Source organism: Frankia sp. RB5 (assembly GCF_059816245.1).
In genome coordinates this window covers 1-22,375 of sequence record NZ_JCBATA010000074.1, presented here as the reverse complement: position 1 = coordinate 22,375, position 22,375 = coordinate 1, and the positions used below count along the sequence as shown (strand labels likewise).

Sequence of the window (22,375 nt, the reverse complement as noted above, 5' to 3'; positions counted from 1 at the left end):
AGGCGCGGGTGCCTCGGGCCCGCCATGGCGCACTGGCCTACCATCGGCGGCATGACCGCGACAGCCGCGAGCGCGGGTCGATGAGCGTTCTCGCCGAGATCCTCGACGGGGTGCGCGCCGATCTGGCCGCGCGTGAACAGCAGACCTCCCTCGCAGACCTCAAGCAGCGCGTGGAGCGCGTCCCCGACCCCAGGGACGCCCTCGCCGTCCTGCGTGACTCCCCGGTGTCGGTGATCGCCGAGGTCAAGCGCCGCTCCCCGTCCAAGGGCAGCCTCGCGGCCATCGCCGATCCGGCCGCCCTGGCCCTCGACTACGAGGCCGGTGGCGCCGCGGCGATCAGTGTGCTGACGGAGGGCCGCCGGTTCGGCGGCTCGCTCGCCGATCTCGACGCCGTGCGGCGGGCGGTGGACGTCCCCCTGCTCCGCAAGGACTTCGTCGTCTCGCCCTACCAGGTCTTCGAGGCTCGCGCGCACGGCGCCGACATCGTGCTGCTCATCGTCGCCGCGCTCGACCAGCCCCGGCTGGTCGGCCTGCGCGAGCGGATCGAGTCGCTGGGGATGACCGCGCTGGTCGAGGTCCACGACGAGGCCGAGCTGGTCCGGGCGCTGGACGCCGACGCCCGGCTGATCGGCGTGAACGCACGCGACCTGCGCACCCTGGAGGTCGATCGGGGCACCTTCGCCCGGCTGGCCCCGATGATCCCGGCGGGTGTGCTCTCGGTCGCCGAGTCCGGCGTACGCGGGCCGCACGACCTGCTCGCCTACGCGGCGGCCGGGGCGGACGCGGTGCTGGTCGGCGAGGCCGCGGTGACCGGTGATCCCCGCCAGACCGTCGCGGACCTGGTGGCCGCGGGGGCGCATCCGGCGGCCCGGGTCGGACGCTGACACCCGGCGCCGGTGTCCACAGCCGGTGCGGTGTCCACAGCCGGTGCCGGCGTCGGCGTCCCGCCGGTCCGGACCGATACAGTCAGGACCGTGTCCAGTCGAACCGCTGCTCCGTCAGCCTCTCCCGCCGCGGCCTCGTCCGATCCGACCGAGGTCGGCACCGGTCGTCCGGGCGTGGGGGACTGGCAGGCGTTCCCTGACGCGTCCGGGCATTTCGGGCGCTTCGGTGGACGGTTCGTGCCCGAGGCGCTCATGGCGGCGCTCGACGAGCTGACCGAGTCCTACGACCGGGCCCGCACGGACGAGGCGTTCACCGCCGAGCTCGACGATCTGCTCGCCACCTACGCCGGGCGGCCCACGCCGCTCACCGACGCGCGCCGGCTCACCGAGCGGATCGGCGGCGCCCGCATCCTGCTCAAGCGCGAGGACCTGGCGCACACCGGTTCACACAAGATCAACAACGTGCTCGGTCAGTGCCTGCTGACCCGCCGGATGGGCAAGTCCCGGGTCATCGCCGAGACCGGCGCCGGCCAGCACGGGGTGGCCACGGCCACCGCCTGCGCGCTGCTGGGCCTCGAGTGCGTCGTCTACATGGGCGAGGAGGACACCCGTCGGCAGGCGCTCAACGTCGCCCGGATGCGCCTGCTCGGCGCGGAGGTCATCCCCGTCACCTCCGGCAGCCGCACCCTCAAGGACGCCATCAACGAGGCGCTGCGCGACTGGGTCGCGACCGTCGACCGGACCCACTACTGCATCGGCTCGGTCATGGGGCCGCATCCCTTCCCGATGATGGTGCGCGACTTCCAGCGCGTGATCGGCGTGGAGGCCCGCGCTCAGGTCCTCGAGCGCATCGGGCGCCTGCCCGACGCTGTCGTCGCCTGCGTCGGCGGGGGATCCAACGCGATGGGCATCTTCCACCCGTTCATCCCCGACGACGGCGTCGCGCTGATCGGCTGCGAGGCGGGCGGGGACGGCGTCGCCACCGGGCGGCACGCGGCGGCGATCGCCGGCGGCTCGGCGGGCGTCCTGCACGGCATGCGGACCTACCTGCTGCAGGACGACGACGGCCAGACGCAGGTGTCCCACTCGATCTCCGCCGGGCTGGACTATCCCGGCATCGGTCCCGAGCACTCCCTGCTGCACGAGACCGGGCGGGCCAGCTACCGCGTGGTCGACGACGCCGCCGCCATGGAGGCGCTCGCGCTCGTCGCCCGCACCGAGGGCATCCTCGTGGCGATCGAGAGCGCGCACGCCTTCGCCGGCGCCTTCGGGGTGGCCCGCGAGCTCGGCCCGGAGGCGACGGTCCTGGTCAACTGCTCGGGCCGCGGCGACAAGGACGTCGACACCGCCGCTCGCTGGTTCGACCTGCTCGATCCGGAGGCCGGTGGCGAGCCCGCCCCCGGCGAGGACGCGCCCGCGCGCGGCTGACCGAGCTCATCCACCCCGGCCCCCGCGGGCCCGACGGAGAACGGACGCACGATGCACAGCCGGTTGGACGCGTGTTTCGCGGCGGCCCGCGAGGAGGGCCGGTCGCTGCTGGTCGGCTACCTGCCGGCCGGGTATCCCACGGTCGACGGCGCGATCGCCGCAATGCGGGCGATGGTCGAGGCCGGCGTCGACGTGGTGGAGGTCGGCCTGCCCTACTCCGACCCGACGATGGACGGGCCGGTCATCCAGGATGCCGCCGACGCGGCGCTGCGCGGCGGGGTGACGACCCGGGACGTGCTGCGCACCGTCGAGGCCGTCGCCACGACCGGCGCTCCGACCGTCGTCATGACCTACTGGAACCCGATCGACCGCTACGGCCCGGCCCGCTTCGCCGTCGACCTCGCCGCCGCCGGCGGGGCCGGAACGATCACCCCCGATCTGCCGCCCGAGGAGGCGGGCCCCTGGCTCGCCGCCAGCGCCGAGCACGGCCTGGACTCGGTGTTCCTGGTGGCCCCGAGTTCGTCGGACGAGCGGATCCGGCGGGTCGCCGGTATCGCCCGCGGGTTCGTCTACGCGGCCTCGCTGATGGGCGTAACCGGGGCGCGCGCCGAGGTCGGGGAACAGGCCGCGAGCCTGGTCGAGCGGGTCCGCGCGGCGACGACACTGCCGGTGGCGGTGGGTCTCGGGGTCAGCACGGCGGCCCAGGCCGCCCAGGTCGCGGGATTCGCCGACGGCGTCATCGTCGGCTCCGCGCTGGTGCGGGTGCTGCTGGACGCCGAACGCCGCGGCCTCGGTGAGGCCGCCGCTCTGGACGGCATCCGGGCCCTGGCCGCCGACCTGGCGGCGGGGGTGCGCGCGGCCGTGCCCGCGTCCGCCTGACAACCGTTCGCCACGTCCCGATCGCCGTCGACCCCAGGCGCCGAGATAGCCTGACCACCGTGGTAGTCGCCGCCATCCCCAGTCCGTCCCGCGGTGTGGTGCATCTCGGGCCGGTGCCGCTGCGCGCCTACGCCCTGATGATCATTATCGGGATCGTGGTCGCCATCGTGGTCACCGGCCGCCGGCTGCGCGCCCGCGGCCTGGAGCCCGAGATCGCCAGCGAGATCGCCTTCTGGGCGGTTCCCTTCGGGATCGTCGGGGCCCGCATCTACCACGTCCTCAGCACGCCGGACCCCTACTTCGGCGCCAACGGGCGCGTGGGCGACGTGGTGAAGATCTGGAACGGCGGCCTCGGCATCTGGGGCGCGATCGCCGGCGGCGCCCTCGGCGCGTGGATCGCCGCCCGCCGCCTCGGGATCAGCCTCGCCCTGTTCGCCGACGCGGCCGCGCCCGGCATCGTCCTGGCCCAGGCCATCGGCCGCTGGGGGAACTGGTTCAACCAGGAGCTGTACGGTCGGCCCACCACGCTGCCCTGGGCGTTGCACATCGACACGGCCCATCGGGTCTATCCCGACATCGCCACATACCACCCGACGTTTCTCTACGAATTCCTCTGGAACCTCGCCGTCGCCGGGATCCTGTTCTATGTGGACCGGCGTCACCGCCTCGGCCGCGGGCGCCTGTTCGCCCTGTACGTGGCCCTGTACACGTTCGGCCGGCTGTGGATCGAGTTGCTGCGCATCGACACGGCCGATCACGTGCTCGGCCTGCGGGTGAACGTCTGGACGTCGATGCTGGTCTGCGTCGCGGCGGTCGTCGCGCTGGTGGTCAACCGCAGCCCCGTCGACCAGGACGTCTCCGCGGCGGAGCAGCGGGAGCTCGGCCTCGCGGGCAGGGGCGCCCGCCGCCCCGCCGGCACGTCCAGCGGGTCCACGGGCGCAGGCGAGGGCGAGACCGTGGGGGATGGTTCGCCGGCGGACGACGGCGCGCCCACCGACGACGCCACGGACGGCACGTCGAGCCAGGCTGACGCGCCAGGCCAGGCGGATGCGCCACGTCAGACGAATGCGTCGAGCGAGGCGAACGCGTCGAGCACCGGGACGCGATGAACGCGGGGTGACGTCTCGGCGGCGATGCCATTACCGGGCCGCTCGGGGGGATGCCGGGAAATGTGACGTTATACGGCTGTGATCTCCGGGACATATATGATCAAGGCGTATCGCCGCTACGCGTGGCACACTCGACGGGAGGCATACAGCCGCTGGGCCAGCGTCGTCATGCCATGATCCACCCTCGGACAGCGTCGTCCGCCTCTCCTTCAGCCCCTGAAGACGGACAGGACTTCGCCGGATGCCGAGTGCGCAAGGTCTCTACGACCCCACCTTCGAACACGACGCCTGTGGTGTCGGCTTCGTCGTCGACGTGCACGGTCGTCGCAGCCATGAGCTGGTCGACCAGGGCCTGACCGTCCTGCGCAATCTCGATCATCGCGGCGCGTCGGGCAGCGACCCGGATACCGGCGACGGGGCCGGCATCCTCGTCCAGGTCCCGGACCTGTTCCTGCGCGACGTCGTCGACTTCGCGCTGCCGGCCCCCGGGCGTTACGCGGTCGGTATCGCCTTCCTGCCGCAGGTCGCCGGCGAGCGGGACGAGGCGGTGCGCACGATCAGCCGCATCGTCCGCCAGGAGGGCCTGCGGGTGCTCGGCTGGCGCGAGGTGCCCACCGTCAGTCACATCGTCGGGCACGCGGCCCGCGAGGTGGAGCCGCGGATGCGCCAGCTGTTCCTCGCCCTGCCGGGCAGCCTGGCGGGAACCGAGGCGAACGGTGTGGCGGGTGCGCAGGCGCCGGCCGACGGCGGCGACGGTGGGTTCGACGTGGCCGGCCTGGAGCGGCGCGCGTTCTGCGTGCGCAAGCGGATCCGCCGGGAGACCGGCGTCTACATGGCGTCGCTGTCCTCGCGCACCCTGGTCTACAAGGGGATGCTGACCACCCACCAGCTCTCGGCGTACTTCCCGGACCTCGACGATCCCCGTTTCTCCAGCGCCATCGCGCTGGTGCACAGCCGGTTCTCGACGAACACCTTCCCGAGCTGGCCGCTGGCCCACCCGTACCGCTTCGTCGCCCACAACGGCGAGATCAACACCGTTCGCGGCAACCGGAACTGGATGCGGGCCCGCGAGGCGCTGCTGGCCAGCGACCTCATCCCCGGCGACCTGTCCCGGCTGTCCCCGATCTGCGCCGAGGGCGCGAGCGACTCGGCGAGCTTCGACGAGGTGCTGGAGCTGCTGCACCTGGGCGGGCGCAGCCTGCCGCACGCGGTGCTCATGATGATTCCGGAGGCGTGGGAGAACCACGCCGAGATGGATCCGGCGCTGCGCGCCTTCTACCAGTTCCACTCGACGCTCATGGAGCCGTGGGACGGCCCGGCGTCGATCGCCTTCACCGACGGCACGGTCATCGGCGCCGTCCTCGACCGCAACGGTCTGCGCCCGTCCCGCTACTGGGTGACCGACGACGGCCTGGTCGTGATGGCCTCCGAGGTCGGCGTGCTCGACATCCCGCCGCACAAGGTGGTGCGCAAGGGCCGGCTGCAGCCGGGCCGGATGTTCCTCGTCGACACCGCGCAGGGCCGCATCGTCAGCGACGAGGAGGTCAAGACCGAGCTGGCGAACGCCGCGCCGTACGCGGAGTGGCTGCACGCCGGGCTGATCTCGCTTGATGACCTGCCCGACCGCGAGCAGGTCATCTACGGCCACTCGTCGGTGCTGCGCCGTCAGCAGGTGTTCGGCTACACCGAGGAGGAGCTGCGGGTCCTCGTCGCGCCGATGGCGCGCACGGGCGCGGAGCCGATCGGCTCGATGGGCACCGACACGCCCGTCGCGGTGCTCTCGGCCCGCCCCCGGCTGCTGTTCGACTACTTCACCCAACTGTTCGCGCAGGTCACGAACCCGCCGCTGGACGCGATCCGGGAGGAGCTGGTCACCAGCCTCGGGCGCACGCTGGGTCCGGAGGGCAACCTGCTCGCGCCGAGCCCGGCGTCGTGCCGGATGGTGCACCTGCCCTACCCGGTGATCAGCAGCGGCCAGCTCGCCAAGATCGTTGGCATCAACGACGACGGCGACATGCCCGGCTTCGCCTCGGTGACGGTGCGCGGCCTGTACGACGTCGACGGCGGGGGAGAGGCGCTCGCTGCGCGGCTCGACGAGATCTGTGCCGGGGTCAGCGAGGCGATCGCGGACGGCGCGCGCATCGTCGTGCTCTCCGACCGTGACTCCGACGAGCGCAAGGCGCCGATCCCGTCGCTGCTGCTCACCGCGGCCGTGCACCACCATCTGATCCGGGAGCGGACGAGGACGAAGGTCGGGCTCATCGTCGAGTGCGGCGACGCCCGCGAGGTCCACCACATCGCCCTGCTCACCGGCTACGGCGCGGTGGCGGTCAACCCCTACCTGGCGTTCGAGTCGGTGGGCGGGCTGATCGCCGAGGGCGAGGTCGTCGGCGTCACCCCCGAGCAGGCCGAGAAGCACCTGATCAAGGCGCTCGGCAAGGGCGTGCTGAAGGTGATGTCCAAGATGGGCATCTCCACGGTCGCCAGCTACACCGGCGCGCAGGTCTTCGAGGCGATCGGCCTCGCCCAGGAGTTCGTCGACCGCTACTTCGTCGGCACCCCGTCGCGCCTCGACGGCGTCGGCCTCGACGTCGTCGCCGCGGAGGTCGCCGCCCGGCACCGCCGGGCCTACCCGCGGGTCTCCTCCGAGCTCGCGCACCGCGGCCTGGAGGTCGGCGGCGAGTACCAGTGGCGGCGCGAGGGCGAGATCCACCTGTTCAACCCCGAGACCGTCTTCCTGCTCCAGCACGCCACCCGCACCCGCCAGTTCGACGTCTTCCAGCAGTACACCGACAAGGTCGACGAGCTGTCCCGGGAGAACTCGACCCTGCGCGGCCTGTTCGAGCTGCGCACGGGCGTGCGCCCGCCGGTGCCGATCGACGAGGTCGAGCCGGTCTCGGAGATCGTCAGGCGGTTCGCGACCGGCGCGATGAGCTACGGCTCGATCAGCGCCGAGGCACACGAGACGCTCGCCATCGCGATGAACCGGCTCGGCGGCAAGTCGAACACCGGTGAGGGCGGCGAGGACGCCCGCCGCTTCGTCCCCGACGCCAACGGTGACCTGCGCCGCAGCGCGGTCAAGCAGGTCGCCTCCGGCCGCTTCGGCGTGACCAGCGACTACCTGACGAACGCCGACGACATCCAGATCAAGATGGCGCAGGGCGCCAAGCCCGGCGAGGGTGGCCAGCTGCCCGGCCACAAGGTCTACCCGTGGATCGCGAGGACACGGCACTCCACCCCCGGCGTGGGCCTGATCTCCCCGCCGCCGCACCACGACATCTACTCGATCGAGGACCTCGCCCAGCTCATCCACGACCTGAAGAACGCCAACCCGAAGGCGCGGGTGCACGTCAAGCTCGTCGCCGAGGTCGGCGTCGGCACGGTCGCGGCCGGGGTGTCGAAGGCGCACGCCGACGTGGTGCTCATCTCCGGGCACGACGGCGGCACCGGCGCGTCCCCACTGACCTCGCTCAAGCACGCCGGCGCCCCCTGGGAGCTGGGCCTGGCCGAGACGCAGCAGACCCTGCTGCTCAACGGGCTGCGCGACCGGATCGTCGTGCAGGTCGACGGCCAGCTCAAGACCGGTCGGGACGTCATCGTCGGCGCGCTGCTCGGCGCCGAGGAGTTCGGCTTCGCCACCGCGCCGCTGGTCGTCGCCGGCTGCGTGATGATGCGCGTCTGTCACCTCGACACCTGCCCGGTCGGCGTCGCCACCCAGAACCCGGTGCTGCGCGAGCGGTTCACCGGCCAGCCCGAGTTCGTCGAGGCGTTCTTCCTCTACATCGCCGAGGAGGTCCGTGCCTACCTCGCGGCACTGGGCTTCCGCACCCTGCAGGAGGCCGTCGGCCGGGTGGACCTGCTCGACGCCCGCACGGCGGTGGAGCACTGGAAGGCCTCCGGGCTCGACATCACCCCGCTGCTGCACACCCCCGAGCGGCCTTTCGGCGGCGAGCTGCACAGCACCTCCAGCCAGGACCACGGGCTGGACAAGGCGCTGGACAACTCGCTGATCCAGCTGTGTGAGGGGGCGCTCGACGAGGGCCGGCCGGTGTGGCTGGAGATGCCGATCCGCAACGTCAACCGCACCGTCGGCACGATGCTCGGCTACGAGGTGACGAAGCGCTACGGTGCCGCCGGCCTGCCGGATGACACCATCCAGCTGCGCTTCACCGGGTCGGCGGGCCAGAGCTTCGGCGCGTTTGTGCCCCGTGGCATGACCCTGACCCTCGAGGGCGACGCGAACGACTACACGGGCAAGGGCCTGTCCGGCGGCAAGATCTTCGTCTTCCCGCCGAAGGAGTCGCCGCTGCGCGCCGAGGAGAACATCGTCGCCGGCAACGTCCTGCTCTACGGGGCGACGGCGGGGGAGGCGTTCTTCCGCGGCATCGTCGGGGAGCGCTTCTGTGTGCGCAACTCGGGGGCGACGGCGGTCGTCGAGGGCGTCGGCGACCACGGCTGCGAGTACATGACCGGCGGCACCGTGCTCGTGCTCGGGCCGATCGGGCGCAACTTCGCCGCCGGCATGAGCGGTGGCGTGGCGTACCTGTACGAGCCGGTCGAGGGGCGGATCAACGGCGAGATGGTGGACGTCGAGGAGCTCGACGGCGCCGACGAGTCGATCGTGCGGGACCTGCTGGTCCGCCACCGCCGCGAGACCGGCTCGACGACGGCCGCCCGGCTGTACGCCGACTGGGAGAGCGTGCGCGGCGCGTTCCGCAAGGTGATGCCGCGCGACTACAAGCGGGTGCTGGCCGTGATGCGGCGCGCCGAGGAGCAGGGCCTCGTCGTCGACGAGGAGATCATGGCGTCGACCCGTGGCTGAGACCGGGTGGGCGCTTCTCGCCGCGCCGGCCGCGAGCGCCGCGCCGGCCGCGAGCGCCGCGCCGATCCGCGCCGCCGCGCTCGCCGGCGACCACGAGCTGACCTGGACCTGGGCCGAGGGGCCCGCGCGTATTCGCGAGGAGTGGCATGGCTGACCCGACTGGCTTCCTGAAGAACCGCCGGGAGCTGCCGACCCGCCGGCCGGTCGACGTGCGCCTCCAGGACTGGAACGAGGTCTACCAGCCCTTCCCGGAGGAGGACCTGCGCGCGCAGGCCGCCCGGTGCATGGACTGCGGTATCCCGTTCTGTCACAACGGCTGCCCGCTCGGGAACATCATCCCCGAGTGGAACGACCTGACCCGGCGCGGTGACTGGACCGACGCGATCGAGCGGCTGCACGCGACGAACAACTTCCCCGAGTTCACCGGGCGGCTGTGCCCGGCGCCGTGCGAGGCCGCCTGCGTGCTCGGCATCGGGGACGACCCGGTGACGATCAAGCAGGTCGAGGTCAGCATCATCGACCGGGCCTTCGCCGACGGGACGGTCGTCCCGGTGCCGCCGTCGGTGCGCACCGGCAGGCGGATCGCGGTCGTCGGCTCCGGGCCGGCGGGGCTCGCCGCCGCCCAGCAGCTCACCCGCGCCGGGCACGACGTCGTCGTCTATGAACGGGCCGACAAGGCCGGCGGTCTGCTGCGCTACGGCATCCCCGAGTTCAAGATGGAGAAGAGCGTCCTCGACCGGCGCCTCGCCCAGATGGAGGCCGAGGGCACCTCGTTCGTCACCTCCTGCAATGTCGGCGTGGACATCACCGCGGACGAGCTGCGCTCCTCCTACGACGCGGTGGTGCTGGCCGGTGGGTCGACGGTCGGCCGCGACCTGCCGGTGCCCGGGCGCGCGCTCGGCGGCATCCACCTGGCGATGGAGTTCCTCACCCCGGCGAACCGGGTCGCGCTCGGCGAGCTGGACGCCTCGCCGATCTCCGCGGCCGGCAAGCGGGTCGTGATCATCGGAGGTGGCGACACCGGCGCGGACTGCCTGGGCACCTCGCACCGCCAGGGTGCGGCCTCCGTGCACCAGCTGGAGATCATGCCGCGGCCGCCGCAGCTGCGGGCGCCGGCCAACCCGTGGCCCTCGTACCCGATCATCTACCGGGTGTCGAGCGCGCACGAGGAGGGCGGCGAACGGGTGTTCGCCGTGTCCACCGAGCGCTTCCTCGGCGATGACGGCGACGACGGCGGCAACGTCCGCGCGCTGCGCATGCACGAGGTGCGCTTCGAGGGCGGCCGGTTCGAGAAGGTCGAGGGAACCGACGTCGAGCTGCCCTGCGAGCTCGTGCTGCTCGCGATGGGCTTCACCGGTCCGGAGCGGCCGGGCCTGCTCGCCGACCTCGGCGTCGAGCTCGACGCCCGCGGCAACGTGGCGCGCGACGCCGGCTGGTCGACGTCGGTGCCCGGCGTGTTCGTCGCCGGCGACATGGGCCGCGGCCAGTCGCTCATCGTCTGGGCGATCTCGGAGGGGCGCTCGGCCGCGGCCGCGGTGGACCGCTACCTGATGGGCAGCACGGACCTGCCGGATCCGATCACCCCGACCCGCCGCTGACCTGGACGGCGCCGCCGGCCGGGGGTGGCGGGCGGCGCCGCGGGTGACACGTCTGCGTGGTCATACCTGCGCGTCGGGTGAGAAAGTGCTGTGATCTGTGTTGCTCCCCGCGGGAAGTGCGCCGATTGACCGAGATCGGCGGTGGGAAGCGTCGCCGGTGGCGGTACCGTCCTGTGCCATGAGGCTCGTGCTGCTCGGTCCCCCCGGTTCCGGCAAGGGAACGCAGGGTGCGCGTATCAGCGCCCGGCATGGCATCCCGGCGATCTCCACGGGCCAGCTGTTCGACCGGCAGATCGCCGCCGGCACGCCGCTGGGCCGCCGCGCCGAGCGGTACGTCCGCGCCGGCGAGCTCGTCCCCGACGAGATCGTCCTCGACATCGTCGGCGAGCGGCTCGAGGGCAGTGTCGACTGTGCGGTCGGCTTCCTGCTCGACGGCTTCCCGCGGACCTTCCCGCAGGCCGAGGCCCTCGACCGGATGCTCGCCGTCACCTGCGGCCCGCTCGACGCCGTCATCGACCTCGACGTCGACATCGACGAGGTGCTCGACCGCATCCGCCGCCGCGCGCGTCTCGAGGACCGCCTCGACGACACCGAGGACACCGCACGGCGGCGGATGAAGGTCTTCGCCGAGGAGACCGCACCGCTGCGCCGGTACTACCAGCAGGCCGGCCTGCTGCGCACCATCGACGGTGCGGGCAGCCCCGACGAGGTCGCCGAGCGCATCGAGGCGGTGCTCGCCGACGTCACCCACCCCGAGCTGCGCCTGGGCGGCTGAGCGCCGCTGATCTGGGCCTACGCTGCCCGATCCGCACCTGCCCTGGGCCCGTGCGGCGCCGGACCAGCCGGTGTGACTGGCGCCGTACCCGTCCGCCCGGCGTGATGGACGGGCGCCGCCGCGCGATATCGTGCTGGTGGTGGGCGGAAACACCCGTGGCCGGCGTGTCGCGCATGTCGGGCTGGTGGCCCTGGTGGTGCTGTGCTGGCTGCCGCTGGTCGTGATCATCACCGCGTCGCGGACGGTGCTCAACCCGGCCTTCTACTCCCAGTCGCTCGACCGGGCCCACGCCTATGACCGCCTCTACACCGAGGTGCTGCCCGACCCGGCGGTCGACACCCTGCTGGCCGGCCTGCCGATCGACTCCAGCCTCGTCACCGCGAACCTGCGTACCGTCCTGCCGCCGGCGACGGTGCAGGCGATGACGGACGAGCAGATCACCCGCATCGTCGACTACCTGCGTGCCCGCACCGGCGACGTCGAGCTGGCCGTCGACCTGCGGCCGATCTTCGGCAACATCTCGGGTCTGGCGAACCGGTACATCGCCGGGGAGCTCGGATCCGGCTCCACCTACCGGGCCGCCTCCGTGCAGGACTTCACCCAGGGTGTGCTGAGCACGCTCGACGACATCGCCGCCGGCCGCCCGCCGCGGTCGCTGCCCACCATCGAGCTGACGGCCCAGGACACCGATCGGGTCCTGCCCGTCATCCTCGACCGGGTCGATCCCGCGACCCGCGACCGGGTCGGCCCCCAGCTGCGGGCGATGCTGCGGGCCGGGGACGTCGCCGGCGCGCTCGCCCTGGTCGGCCCGCAGCTCTTCCAGGGCGACGAGCGGGCCACCACCAGCCTGCGGACGTCGCTGCGCGGGTCCACCCTCGACCTCGGGGTGCGCCTGTCGGACCTGCGCGATCAGCCGGCGATCCGCGCGATCGACCGACTGCACGACGTCGCCGCGACGCTGGGCTGGCTGACGGTGCTGCTCAGCGTGGTCATGGCCGGCGCGCTGGCCGGGATCGTGGTGCTCGCCGGCTACCGCGGGGTGTCCCGGGTGCGGGCCGCGGCGACCGCGGTGGTGGCCGCCGGCGCCGGCGCCGCTCTGCTCGGCGTCGGCCTGCGCCTGGGTCTGCCCAATCCGCTACGCCCGCTCGCCGGGCCGCACTCGCCGCTGCCGCCCGGCGCGAGCGCGGTGCTGGTCGACTTCTCCCGGCGCGCCTACGGCGCGGTGGAGGGCGACTACCTGCGCGTCGTGGCCTGGACGCTGGTCGTCGGCCTCGCCGCCGGGGGACTGTCGCTGCTGGTCGCGATCTCCGCGCGGTGGAACCGGACGGGCCGGCGCCGCCGGGTCGCCACCGCGTTCGCCCTCACCGTCCCGGTGATGGTCACCGTCACCTGGACGGCGTTCCCGGGGGCCGCCGCGGAGGCCCGCCAGCTGTGCGAGTCGAGCCCGGTGCTGTGCGACCGGCGTTACGACCAGGTGACCTACCTCGCCACTCACAACGCGATGGCGAACAGCGAGGACCGCTTCCTCGGCCCGTCCCAGGACCCGACGATCACCCACCAGCTCGACCTCGGGGTGCGGGCGCTGCTGCTCGACGTCCACCACTGGACGCCCGCCGCGCAGGTCGAGACGTACCTGGCTGGCCTGCCGGCGCGGACCCGCGACGCGCTCGCGCCGCTGGCCCGGGGCGCCGTCTCGCAGCGGCCGGGCGTCTGGCTGTGCCACGACCTGTGCCAGCTCGGCGCGACGGACCTCACCGCCGAGCTCGGGGCCGTGCGGGACTGGATGACCCGCAACCCCACCGAGGTCGTCACCCTGATCATCCAGGACGACGACGTGCCGGCCAGCGAGATCGCCGGCGGTGTCGCCGCCGCCGGGCTCGCGGACATGGTCGCGACGCCCCCGGCTGATCCGCACGGCCGCTGGCCGACCCTGCGATCCATGATCGATTCGGGGCGGCGGCTCGTCGTCCTCACCGAGCGCCAGGACCTGCCCGGCACGTTCCTGCGCGGGTTCTACCGGTACGCCACCGACACGCCGTTCGACGCGAAGCGCCCGCAGGATCTGCGCGCCTGCCCGCGTAACCGCGGCACGGCCGGCGCCGGCCTGCTGCTGATGAACCACTGGCTCACCGACGCCGCGCCGAGCCGGCGCTCCGCGCTCGGGTCGAACGCCGCCGGCACCATCGTGGCGCGCGCCGAGCGCTGCGAGGCGGACCAGGGGCGGCGACCCACGTTCGTCGCCGTCGACTTCTCGACGATCGGGTCGGCGCAGGTCGCCGTCGACCGTCTCAACCGCGTCCCGACGTCGACCGGTCCGGCCGTCGGCGGCTGACCCGACGTCCCTCGTCCGTCAGCGCGCCGCGTGATGTTCGCCGCAGAGGCATCGCCCGGTGGGAGCATGGGCGGCCGACCGTGCGTTCACCCTGCGAGGACGCCGCCGCGTCGCTCAGCTGAGCGACGCCACACCGTCCGGGCGCCCCGGCGTCCGGGCATCCACCCGTGCGAGGGAGCCGAGGTGCCTATCTGGAACCAGCTGCGTCAGTCGGCCCAGACGATGCAGGGCCAGCTGACCGCGAAGAAGAACGACCTGAAGAGCGGCGCCTTCCGCGACGCGAGCATGGCGATCTGTGCGCTGGTCGCCGCCGCGGACGGCACGATCGACCCGGCCGAGCGGCAGCGGGTGGCCTCCCTGATTGTCTCCAACGATGTGCTCAACAACTTTCCCGCCGACGACCTGCAGCGCCGCTTCAACGAGTACGTCACGAAGCTGCAGGCCGACTTCGAGTTCGGCAAGGTGTCCGTGCTGCAGGACATCGGGAAGACCAAGAAGAAGCCGGCCGAGGCGCGCGCGGTCATCCAGATCGGGATCGTCATCGGCGGCGCGGACGGCTCCTTCGACAAGAGCGAGCAGGCCGTCGTACGCGAGGCGTGCTTCGCCGTCGGGATCAACCCGGAGGAGTTCGACCTCTAGTCCCCTCTAGTCCGGGGTCGGCGCGCGGCCGCCCGGTCGCGCGCCGACCACGTCACATCCGCACCCATCTCCGCCCAGGTGGTTGGATGCTCGGGCAGACCGGCAGCGAGAACGCGCAGGTCGGATGGGACGAGGAGGTCAGGTGGGCCCAGGCGGTGCCGCGCTCACCGCCGCCGCGGGCCTGCTCGCCGGTGCCGTCAACGCCATCGCCGGCGGCGGTACGCTCATCGCCTTCCCGGCCCTGCTGGCCGCCGGGCTGCCGGCGCTGACCGCCAACATCACCTCGTCAGTCGGCCTGGTCACCGGGTACGCGGGCGGCGCGCTGGGCTATCGCCGTGAGCTCGCCGACCAGGTGGACCGGCTGCGCGCGCTCGCCCCGCCGGCGGTGCTCGGCGGGATCCTCGGCGCGGTGATCCTGCTCGCCACGCCCTCGTCGAGCTTCCGGACCGTGGTCCCGTTCCTGGTCCTCGCCTCCTGCCTGCTGCTCGCGGTGCAGACCCGCCTGGCCGCCGTGGTCGCGCGCCGGCGGGCATCCTCGTCCAGCCGCGCCGGCCCCGGCGCGCCGCGTCCCGGGCCGGCGCCGGCGGTTCCCGGCGCGGCATCGCCGCCGGCGGGCCCGCCCACCCAGCCGCTCGCGGTCGGCCAGCCCGTCACCTGGCCGACGCGGATCGGTGTGCTGGTGGCCGGGATGTACGGCTCGTACTTCGGGGCGGGGCTCGGCGTCCTGCTGCTCGGCGTGCTCGGGATCCTGCTCGCGGATGAGCTCCAGCGGACCAACGCGCTCAAGACGCTGCTCTCCTTCGGCGTGAACGCGGTCGGCGTCGTGGTGTTCCTCATCACGGCGCGGGTCGCCTGGGGCTACGCCGGCATCCTGGTCGTCGCGTCGCTGGTCGGCGGCCTGCTCGGCGCCCGGATCGCCCGCCGGCTGCGCCCGGACCTGCTGCGGGCGGCTGTGATCACACTCGGCGTGGTCGTCGCCGTCGTCCTGCTGGTGCGCGGCTAGCCACCGCTGCGGCGCGGTTCTGCCACCGTCCGCACCACCCGGCCGCCGGATTGCACGGCCAAAAGCACGTCACCCGCAACGATAACTCTCACGTTACTGTAACGTGCCGGCCGGCTGCCCGACCCCCGGCCGTCTGCTATTCGACCGCCGCTGCATAATCTGTATTCGCGGTGTTCCGCGGGAACGCTGACGTAACGGAACTCCTGTGCGGACGGCGCACCATTCTTGCGCCGCTGCGCGCCTGTCGGCCGGTGCTGTCGGGCGTGTCCGCGCGGGCGGACAGGTCCGGTCGTGCCAAGGGGTGGCGCGATATCGCGGCACGGCACGCGGGTTGGCCAGGTGCGCATACCACGCGCGGCCGTGCGCTGGGAGGGATTGCGTGTTCCACGACGAACCGATCACCGGGGCGGGTCGCCGATGACCGGCTCGGACCCGACGCCCGGCACAGCGGCGGTCTCCCCGCGGCCGTGGCGGGAACGGTCGCTGGCGCTGTGCGGGCTCGCCGGCCTGCTGGCGGCGCTGGCGGTGCCGCGCGGCTGGGCCCACGCGACCCTGTCTGACCGTGGCGCGGACCTGCTGGTCGTCACCCGTACTGGTTGGGACCTGCGTCCCAACGGGCCGCTGGTGGTCGCGCTCGGGCTGCTCGCGGTGGTGCTGTGCGTGCTGGCGCGCTGGAGCGGGCGCACGGCGCTGGCGCTGCCGCTGGTGGCCGCGGGGCTGGCCGTCGCGGGGCTCGCGCTGGGTGAACTGCACGCCGCCGATCCGGACGTGCACCGCATCGGGCGCCTGCGGATCGGCACCTTCCAGACCGACGAACCGGTCGCGGTGGGCACGGTCGGCGCCTGGCTGTGGGTCACCGTCCTGGCCGGCGCCGTGATGGCCGCCGCGGCGGCCACCTGGCTGGTGCTCAGCCGCCGCCCCGCGGCGGGCCCCGGCGGGGGACGCTCCGGAGCCGACCATGGCCTATGACTACGCCTCGTTCTCGACGCTCGCCGGTCCGCTGCGGGAACCGCCGACAAGCGGCGAGTACCACGTCGCGTACCGCAAGATCATGGTTGGCCGGCACCTCTACCAGGTGCTGCCACAGCTTGTCGCGACGGTGGGACTGTCGTCGCTGTTCTTCGTCTGGCTGATCCAGCCGCAGCACTACCCGCACGCGAAGTACCTGCCGACCGCGGTCTCGGTCGGCAACGCGGTCATGTTCTGGCTGATCGTGATCACCGAGGGCATCCGCCTGCTGAACTCGATCACGTTGTGCTGGTCGGCGTTCATCATGCGCAACCCCATCCCGGTCCGCCCGCCGCGCGGACTGCGGGTCGCGTTCACCACGACGATCGTGCCGGCGAAGGAACCGCTCGACGTCGTCCGGGACACCCTCATCGCGGCCCGCAACATCCGCCACGACTCGACGATCGACGTCTGGCTGCTGGACGAGGGAAACGATCCCGCGGTGCGCGCGATGTGCGCCGAGATCGGCGTCAACCATTTCTCGCGCAAGGGCGTGGAACGTTGGAACACCGCGCGCGGAAGTTTCCGGGCCAAGACGAAGCACGGTAACCACAACTCCTGGCTCGACGCGCACGGCGACGCATACGACGTGGTGCTCTCGGTCGACCCGGACCATATTCCGCTGCCGAACTTCGCCCAGCGGATGCTCGGCTATTTCCGGGATCCGAACGTCGCCTTCGTCGTCGGCCCCCAGGTGTACGGGAACTTCCGGCACTACCTCACCCGCGGCGCCGAGGCGCAGAACTACATGTTCCACTCGGTCGTCCAGCGCGCGGCCAACCGGTTCGCCTGCGGCATGTTCGTCGGCACGAACCACGCCTACCGCGTCGAGACGTGGCGGCAGATCGGCGGCTTCCAGGACTCGATCACCGAGGATCTCGCGACGTCGTTCGCGGTCCACGGCGCGCGCAACCCGGTGACGCGGCACCGCTGGACGTCGGTGTACACCCCCGACGTCGTGGCGGTCGGGGAGGGGCCCGCCACCTGGACCGACTTCTTCAGCCAGCAGCTGCGCTGGGCCCGTGGCGCGAACGAGGTGCTGGTCACCGAGGCGGCGGGCCGGATGCGCCGGCTGTCCTGGGGGCCGCGGCTGCACTACGCGACCCTGATGCTGCACTACCCGACGGTGGCGCTCACCTGGATCCTCGGCATGATTCTGACGACCACCTACATGGCGTTGGGGTCCACGGGCGTCGTCGTGCACGTCTCGGCCTGGCTCGCGCTGTATATCGACGTGTTCGCGGCCCGGCTGCTGCTGTACTTCTGGCTGCGCCGGTTCAACACCAGCCCGCACGAGGAACCCGGCAGCGCCGGCATGTCCGGCATCTTCGTCTCGGTGCTGTGCACGCCGTTCTACTCGACGGCGCTCGTTGGTGCGGTGTTCCGGCGCAAGCTCGGCTTCGTCGTGACCCCGAAAGGCGACCAGGCGAGCCCCGACCGCCTGCTGACCTTCCGCAAACACCTGTTCTGGGCGGCCTGGTCGGCCGGGTCGATCGCTGCGGCCGCCGCGCTCGGCCACCTGTACCCGGCGAACATGGTGTGGGTCTCGCTGTCGTTGCTGACCTGCCTGCTGCCGATCGGGCTGTGGCGCCTCGAACTGTTCCTGGCGCCGCGCCGCGCCGCCGCGCCGAACCCGCTGCCCGCCGCGCACGTCCCCGCCCCGCGACGATCCCCGGAACCCGCCCGGGCCTACCCGGCCGATCCGGTCACGGAGGAGGTGGCGGCCGTCGTGGCCGCCGCCTTCGCGGATCCGGTCACTGAGGATGTCCGGATCCCCGAGGAGATCGCCGGCCTGGCCACCGGCGTCACGGCGGACACCATCACCATCTCGCCGTCGCAGATCCCGCGGCGCGACCCGGCCCACAAGCCGCCGGGCCGGCGTGCCCGGCCCGCCGCCGGCCGCCCGCAGGAACCGGCCGCCGCGGCGACGCCGGCGGCCTCCGCCGCGGGCCGGGCCGGGCCCGGCGACAGGGACGGTGGGCTCGCACTCGACCAGGACACCGTCGTCACCCGGTCGCTGCCCGCCCCGGTGCCGGCCGGCGTCGACCAGGACACCGTGCTGACCTCGCGCCGGGAGGCGCTCGCCGGGGTCGCCGCCGCAGCCGGTGACCAGCCGGCCTACGTCGAGGACGTCACGATGCGCCTGACGCCACGCCGCCGCCGAGTCTCTCCTGACGGCATGCTCGAGGAGCTCGCCTGATGGCCGACCGTTCCCACCCGCCGCGCGGCGGCGGGGATCCGCGTCCGGGCGGCCGTCCGACCCCACGCCCGGATCTCGACGCGCCGACGGTGAGCAACCTGCCCGCCGTCGACGCCCCGGAGCCGGTCGACGACCCGCGGATGGCCCCGGTCGTCGCGACGCCGTCGAAGTCCCGGCGCCGCCGCCGGATCCTGCAGGCCGCGGTCATCGTGCTGGTGGTCCTCGGCGGCAACATCCCGTACATGAACTCGTGGGCGTCCGACCGCTACAACGAGTGGCGCTCCCACCAGCCCGACTACATGCGGGCCAACGGGCGCTGGGACATCGTCGCGGACAGCGGCTCCCGCTCGATCCACGCGGCACTGCTGCGCACCGGCAAGGTGCTGCTGATGGCCGGCTCCGGCAACGACAAGAAGTCCTTCGACGCCAAGCGGTTCGAGACCATCCTGTGGGATCCGGTGGCGAACACGTTCCAGAAGGTCTACACGCCCTGGGACGTCTTCTGCGCCGGGCACGCCTTCCTGCCCAACGGCGACCTGCTCATCGCCGGCGGCACCAAGGCGTACGAGGTGCTGGCCCAGGACTCGCCGGACGGCAAGAAGAAGGAGTACCGGGGCCTCAAGGACTCCTACCTGTTCGACCCGATCGCCGAGCGCTACGTCAAGACCGGCTTCCTCGCGCACGCCCGGTGGTACCCGACGCTGGTCACGCTGGCCAACGGCGCGGTGGTCGCGGTGTCGGGGCTCAACGAGAAGGGCGACATCGACCCGGGCAACACCGAGTCCTACGACAGCCAGAGCGCGAGCTGGATCCAGCATCCCGACCTGCGCAAGGAGTTCCCGACCTACCCGTCGCTGCTGCTCGCCGCGGACGGCCGGCTGTTCTTCTCCGGGGCCAACGCCGGCTACGGACCGGCGTCGCTGGCGGCCCGCCAGTCGGGGCTGTGGAACCTGACGAACAACGCCTTCCAGGCTGTTCCCGGCCTGCCGCTGCCCGAGGTCAACGAGACGGCCGGCACCGTGATGCTCGCCCCGGCGCAGGAGCAGAAGGTGATGTTCATCGGCGGTGGAGGCGTGGGTGACACCCAGGTGGCGACCGACCGCACCGCCATCGTGGACCTGACCCAGCCGCAGCCCGCCTGGGAACGCGGCCCGGACCTCAGCTCGCCCAAGCGCTACCCGGGCGCCGTCGTCCTGCCCGACGACACGGTGCTGGTCGCCGGTGGCTCGCGCCGCTACCGGGCCAAGGACACGCTCAGCGCCGAGATCTACGACCCGGCCACCAACCGGTTCCGCCGGGTGGCCGACCCGCACGTCGGCCGCGACTACCACTCCGAGTACCTGCTGCTGCCCGACGGCCGGGTGGCGGTGTTCGGATCCAACCCGCTCACCGACGACAACATCTTCGAGACCAGGGTCGAGATCTACTCGCCCGCCTACCTGTACGCCGGGCCGCGGCCGGTCGTCAGCGGCGCGCCGACGACGATCGGCCGGGCGACCTCGGTCAGTTTCAAGGCCTCCCAGAAGATCGACAAGGTGCGGTTGATCCGCCCCGGCGCCTACACGCACGTGACCGACACCGAGCAACGGTCGGTGGCTCTGCCGATCACCGCCCAGGCGGACGGTACGGTCACGGTGAACGTGCCGGACAATCCGAACGTGCTGCCGGGTGACTGGTACATGCTCTTCGCCGACAACGAGGCAGGCGTGCCGTCGGTCGCGACGTGGGTGCACGTGACCCCGTAGCGCCCGCGCGCGGCCGTCACGCCCGGGCGACGGCCCGCGATGGTCCGCGGCCCGCGCCCGGTCCGTGCCGTCCGTGCTGGTCGGGCCGCCCGTGCCGACGGGTGGTCCGGACGTCACGGACCGTGCCGGTGAGGACACCGCCAAGAGGGAGGAGTGCCTTCGTGCCGATGTCCAGGCCGACGTCGAGGTGGACGGCGGGGTGGGCACCGAGGCGGACCTCGGCGCGCGCCCGCGGCGGGCGGGCCGGCACCGCCCTCGCGGGAGTGCTCGCCGCCGCCCTGCTCGCCGGCTGTGGGCTGGGCGGCTCGCGGGACGCGGGTGGCGGGCAGCGGGACGCCGGTGGGCAGGGCGCCACGGGGACGAGCACGAAGGCCTTGCCCGCTCCCGACCCGACCCGCTGTCCGGCGGGGGCCGGGCAGAGTGGCGGCGGCCAGGACGCCGGGGGCGCCCCCGGCCCCGGGCGCGACCGGGCGCCGCGGGGCCCGTTCCTGGTCGACCCGCGCAGCCAGGCGGCGCAGGTGGCGGCCGCGAACCCGGCGACCGCGCAGGCGATCGCCCCCCTGGTCCAGACGCCGACCGCCTTCCCGGTCGGTGACTGGCTCACGGACGTGACGGGCGAGGTGCGCTCCCGCACCGCCGCGGCGACCGCGTCCGGATCCACCGCCGTCTTCATGATCTATGCCATTCCGCATCGTGACGTCGCCGCCGGCTTCTCGGCCGGCGGGCTGCCGGACGCGGGCGCCTACCGCCAGTTCACCAGGCAGGTCGCCGCCGGCATCGGCGCGGCGCGGGCGGTGCTCGTCCTCGAGCCGGACGCGCTCGGGCAGATCGACGAGCTCGCCCCGGGCCAGGCGGCGGAGCGCTATGTGCTGTTGCGTGACGCCGTCGACGTCTACGCCTCCCTGCCGGCGACGAGCGTCTACCTGGACGGGGCCAACTGCGGGTGGATCGCGCCCGGCGAGATGGCCCGCCGCCTGGCGCAGGCGGGCGTGGCCCACGCCCGCGGGTTCGCCGTCAACGTCGCGAACTACTATCGCACCGGCGACGAGGTCAGCCGTGCCGAGATCGTGGCCGGCCTGCTCGGCGGGGCCCACTACGTGGTCGACACCTCGCGCAACGGCCGGGGCCCGGCCAGCGGCCTGGCGAACGCCTGGTGTAATCCGCCGGGCCGCGGGCTTGGCATCCGGCCGACGACGGAGACCGGCTATCCGCACGCGGACGCGTTCCTGTGGGTGAAGACACCGGGCGCCAGCGACGGGGAATGCGGCCGCGGCGACCCGTCCGCGGGGACATGGTGGCAGCGGGCGGCGACGGACCTCGTCCGCAACGCCTCGGAATGAGCACCGGATGACCGGACGAGCACGGGGATGAAAGGCCGCCGCGCCGCCTGATCGGCTGCGCGCCCGGGCCATCGCGGTGCGCGGAGTATTCGCCGCCGTGACGGAATGGACACTTCCGCAACGGAAGATTTCCGGCTGACCGGACGAGTGCCCCACAACGGCGGTCAGTATGCTTTGCCCGATATGGGCCGCCGTGATGCCCCCGGCCCCGGCGCGAGCAGAATCCGGAGGTCGTGTGTCGCACGCCCGGACCCGCTCCCGGCCTCACCGTCGCGGCCGGTCCGGACCTCGTCGCCTTCCTGGCCTTCCTGGCCTTCGTGGGTTGCCCCGGTCGCTGTGGGCGGTCGCGGCGCTGATGGTCTGCGCCGGATTCGTGCTGGAGCAGGTGGCCCTGGCGCCGAGCGGCGGGTCGAGCACGGTGTCGGCGCGGCCCGGTGTCGTCACGGCGGTCTCGACGGACACCGCCGCCGCCCGCGGCGCCACACCTCACGTTACGAATGCCGTATTCCGGTAAGGCGGTCCACCGGGTGTTCGCTTCGCAGGGGCAGGAGGCGTTCATCGAGGGGCATCTTCATGCGTTCACGGTGCTGGACGGTGTCCCCACCGGGAAGAT

General features: G+C 72.9%; 15 protein-coding genes. All 15 read left to right on the top strand.

The genetic code is table 11. The annotated features are described in order from the left end of the window. Window positions 1-80: 80 nt before the first annotated feature. The 15 genes from trpC (at window position 81) to AC6EXY_RS28275 (ending at window position 21,762) form a co-directional block, all read left to right on the top strand. The gene (trpC, locus tag AC6EXY_RS28345; protein WP_101831954.1) at window positions 81-884 is read left to right on the top strand and encodes an indole-3-glycerol phosphate synthase TrpC; all 804 of its coding nucleotides are present in this window, start codon (window positions 81-83) and stop codon (window positions 882-884) included. Window positions 885-974: 90 nt separating this feature from the next. After that, window positions 975-2,312, top strand: coding sequence for a tryptophan synthase subunit beta (gene trpB, locus AC6EXY_RS28340; protein WP_101831937.1), 1,338 nt, complete (start codon window positions 975-977; stop codon window positions 2,310-2,312). A 51-nt stretch (window positions 2,313-2,363) separates the two neighbouring features. Beyond that, window positions 2,364-3,191 carry a tryptophan synthase subunit alpha gene (gene trpA, locus AC6EXY_RS28335; protein ID WP_101831936.1) on the top strand — a complete coding sequence of 276 codons (828 nt, stop codon included), beginning with the start codon at window positions 2,364-2,366 and terminating at the stop codon, window positions 3,189-3,191. 59 nt (window positions 3,192-3,250) lie between these two features. Then, window positions 3,251-4,300: a prolipoprotein diacylglyceryl transferase gene (gene lgt, locus AC6EXY_RS28330; protein WP_499818059.1), complete on the top strand. Its 1,050-nt coding sequence runs from the start codon at window positions 3,251-3,253 to the stop codon at window positions 4,298-4,300. Between the two features lie 241 nt (window positions 4,301-4,541). Continuing rightward, complete coding sequence (gene gltB / locus AC6EXY_RS28325; protein WP_101831934.1) at window positions 4,542-9,122, top strand: glutamate synthase large subunit; 4,581 nt, start codon at window positions 4,542-4,544, stop codon at window positions 9,120-9,122. Then, window positions 9,115-9,276 (top strand): hypothetical protein, encoded by a 162-nt coding sequence (locus AC6EXY_RS28320; RefSeq protein ID WP_499818060.1) that lies wholly within the window; start codon window positions 9,115-9,117, stop codon window positions 9,274-9,276. Before gltB ends, AC6EXY_RS28320 begins: the two co-directional genes overlap by 8 nt. Next, window positions 9,269-10,720 carry a glutamate synthase subunit beta gene (locus tag AC6EXY_RS28315; protein ID WP_101831933.1) on the top strand — a complete coding sequence of 484 codons (1,452 nt, stop codon included), beginning with the start codon at window positions 9,269-9,271 and terminating at the stop codon, window positions 10,718-10,720. Before AC6EXY_RS28320 ends, AC6EXY_RS28315 begins: the two co-directional genes overlap by 8 nt. A gap of 178 nt (window positions 10,721-10,898) precedes the next feature. Next, window positions 10,899-11,495, top strand: coding sequence for an adenylate kinase (locus AC6EXY_RS28310; protein ID WP_101831932.1), 597 nt, complete (start codon window positions 10,899-10,901; stop codon window positions 11,493-11,495). Window positions 11,496-11,634: 139 nt separating this feature from the next. Next, a complete protein-coding gene (locus AC6EXY_RS28305; RefSeq protein ID WP_165818377.1) occupies window positions 11,635-13,827 on the top strand; it encodes a phosphoinositide-specific phospholipase C-related protein in 2,193 nt (730 codons plus the stop codon). A gap of 183 nt (window positions 13,828-14,010) precedes the next feature. Then, window positions 14,011-14,466, top strand: a complete 456-nt coding sequence (locus tag AC6EXY_RS28300; protein WP_101831931.1) for a tellurite resistance TerB family protein — start codon at window positions 14,011-14,013, stop codon at window positions 14,464-14,466. A 142-nt stretch (window positions 14,467-14,608) separates the two neighbouring features. Next, the gene (locus tag AC6EXY_RS28295; RefSeq protein ID WP_499818061.1) at window positions 14,609-15,469 is read left to right on the top strand and encodes a sulfite exporter TauE/SafE family protein; all 861 of its coding nucleotides are present in this window, start codon (window positions 14,609-14,611) and stop codon (window positions 15,467-15,469) included. Between the two features lie 417 nt (window positions 15,470-15,886). Then, entirely contained in the window at window positions 15,887-16,438 is a 552-nt protein-coding gene (locus AC6EXY_RS28290; RefSeq protein WP_101831929.1) for a hypothetical protein, read from the top strand. Continuing rightward, window positions 16,428-18,677, top strand: coding sequence for a glycosyltransferase family 2 protein (locus tag AC6EXY_RS28285; RefSeq protein WP_499818062.1), 2,250 nt, complete (start codon window positions 16,428-16,430; stop codon window positions 18,675-18,677). Before AC6EXY_RS28290 ends, AC6EXY_RS28285 begins: the two co-directional genes overlap by 11 nt. After that, entirely contained in the window at window positions 18,677-20,422 is a 1,746-nt protein-coding gene (locus AC6EXY_RS28280) for a galactose oxidase early set domain-containing protein (protein WP_243407525.1), read from the top strand. The genes AC6EXY_RS28285 and AC6EXY_RS28280 overlap by 1 nt, the downstream gene beginning before the upstream one ends. Before the next feature lie 167 nt (window positions 20,423-20,589). Then, window positions 20,590-21,762 (top strand): glycoside hydrolase family 6 protein, encoded by a 1,173-nt coding sequence (locus tag AC6EXY_RS28275; protein WP_101831951.1) that lies wholly within the window; start codon window positions 20,590-20,592, stop codon window positions 21,760-21,762. Window positions 21,763-22,375: the final 613 nt, after the last annotated feature.

Excerpts from the sequence above, each read along its gene's own strand:
- AC6EXY_RS28275 (WP_101831951.1), top strand. The coding sequence starts at position 20,590 with ATGTCCAGGCCGACGTCGAGGTGGACGGCGGGGTGGGCACCGAGGCGG.
- trpA (WP_101831936.1), top strand. The coding sequence starts at position 2,364 with ATGCACAGCCGGTTGGACGCGTGTTTCGCGGCGGCCCGCGAGGAGGGC.
- AC6EXY_RS28310 (WP_101831932.1), top strand. The coding sequence starts at position 10,899 with ATGAGGCTCGTGCTGCTCGGTCCCCCCGGTTCCGGCAAGGGAACGCAG.
- AC6EXY_RS28315 (WP_101831933.1), top strand. The coding sequence starts at position 9,269 with ATGGCTGACCCGACTGGCTTCCTGAAGAACCGCCGGGAGCTGCCGACC.
- trpC (WP_101831954.1), top strand. The coding sequence starts at position 81 with ATGAGCGTTCTCGCCGAGATCCTCGACGGGGTGCGCGCCGATCTGGCC.
- AC6EXY_RS28280 (WP_243407525.1), top strand. The coding sequence starts at position 18,677 with ATGGCCGACCGTTCCCACCCGCCGCGCGGCGGCGGGGATCCGCGTCCG.
- AC6EXY_RS28290 (WP_101831929.1), top strand. The coding sequence starts at position 15,887 with ATGACCGGCTCGGACCCGACGCCCGGCACAGCGGCGGTCTCCCCGCGG.
- AC6EXY_RS28285 (WP_499818062.1), top strand. The coding sequence starts at position 16,428 with ATGGCCTATGACTACGCCTCGTTCTCGACGCTCGCCGGTCCGCTGCGG.
- gltB (WP_101831934.1), top strand. The coding sequence starts at position 4,542 with ATGCCGAGTGCGCAAGGTCTCTACGACCCCACCTTCGAACACGACGCC.